This is a genomic window from Caulobacter sp. GW821-FHT10F06, from assembly GCF_058809215.1.
Window position 1 is genome coordinate 1 of the sequence record NZ_JBXASK010000019.1, and the last position, 1,594, is coordinate 1,594.

Sequence of the window (1,594 nt, forward strand, 5' to 3'; positions counted from 1 at the left end):
GAGCCGGCCAGGGTGCCGTGGGCGTCGACGCAGACGCCGTCGACCACGTGGATGCGGCGGCCCTGCAGCGCGAAGCTCTTGTCGACCAAGCCGACCGTGGGCATGGCGTCGGTCACCAGCATGAACCGGTCCAGCGGCCGGGTGCGCAGGGCCAGGCGCAGGGTGGCCGGATCGACATGGCGGCCGTCGACGATCAGGCCGCACCAGGCCGTCAGGCTCTCCAGCGACGCCCCGACCACGCCCGGCTCGCGGCTGGTCAGCGGCGACATGGCGTTGAAGAGGTGGGTGACGCCCGTCAGCCCGGCCGCCAGCGCCTTGCGCATGGTCGTGTAGCTGGCGTTGGTGTGGCCGGCTGCGACGATGACGCCGGCGTCCGTCAGTCTGCGGATCATCTCTGGGGTGGTGGTCTCCGGGGCCAGGGTGACCAGGGTCCTGCCGACGCTCATCGAGCTCAGCAGCGCCACGGCCGCCTCGTCGATGACCCGGAACTTGCTCGGGTCGTGGATGCCCTTGCGCTTCACATTGAGGAACGGGCCCTCGATGTGCACGCCCAGCACGCCGGGCACGCCGGCCGCGATGGCGGCCTCGGTGGCCCGCAGGGCCTTGTCGACCACGTCGAGGTCGTCGCTGATCAGGGTGGGCAGGAAGCCGGTGGTGCCATAGGTCCGGTGAGCCGCGCCGATGGCGGCGATGGTCTCGGCCGTCGGGGCGTCGTTGAACAGCACTCCGCCGCCGCCATTGACCTGGGTGTCGATGAAGCCCGGGACCAGGGTCCCGCCGTCCAGGTCCACCCGCTCGGTCTCGGCCGGAGCCTGGTCGGCGGGCAGGACGGCGGCGATCTTGCCGCCGTCGATCACGACGCACTGGCCATCGACGAGGCCGGCCGGCGTCAGCACGCGGCCATTGACGAGAACGGCCGGCATCAGACGGTTTCTGTCACCTTGTTGAGGTGGGGCGGGCTGTCGGGATCGTAGCCCCGCGCCACCGACAGGGCGTTGGCCATGCGGTAGAAGCTCTGGATCATCAGGATCGGCTCGATCACGGGATGGGCGGCGAGCGCCGGAAGCACGCCGGCGCCCACTTCACCCGCCCCGACCAGCAGCACGTCGGCGTCGCGGGCGGCCAGGCTCGCGGCCATGTCGTCGACGCTGGCGCGGCTCTCGTCGTTCTGGGCGAAGACCAGCACCGGGAAGCCCTGCTTGACCAGGGCCATGGGGCCGTGCAGCACCTCGGCGGCGCTGAAGGCCTCCGCATGCAGGCCGCAGGTCTCCTTGAACTTCAGGGCCGCTTCCTGGGCCACGCCGAAGCCGACGCCGCGACCCAGCACATAGAGGTTGCGGGCCGGGGTCAGGCGCGCGACGGCGGGCGTCCAGTCCAGGGCCCAGGCCTTGGCCAGGCCCTCGGGCAGGGCGGCCAGGCCGGTCTTCAGGTCCGCGTCGCCGGTCCAGGCGGCGACCAGCTGGACGATGGCCGACAGGGCGGCGATGTACGACTTGGTGGCCGCCACGCTGAGCTCGGGCCCGGCATGCAGCGGCAGGACCTCGTCGGCGAGTTCCGCCAGCGGCGAGGTCACGTCATTGACCAGGGCCACGGT

The 1,594-nt window shown here is 71.8% G+C and carries 2 protein-coding genes; both read right to left on the minus strand.

Translation table 11 applies throughout. The features are described 5' to 3' along the window. Positions 1 to 923: N-acetylglucosamine-6-phosphate deacetylase (nagA, locus tag AC1RUS_RS23530; protein ID WP_492919046.1), on the minus strand; the 923-nt coding region annotated here is incomplete at its 3' end. Then, positions 923 to 1,594: SIS domain-containing protein (locus tag AC1RUS_RS23535; protein ID WP_492919047.1), on the minus strand; the 672-nt coding region annotated here is incomplete at its 5' end. The genes AC1RUS_RS23535 and nagA, both read right to left, overlap by 1 nt.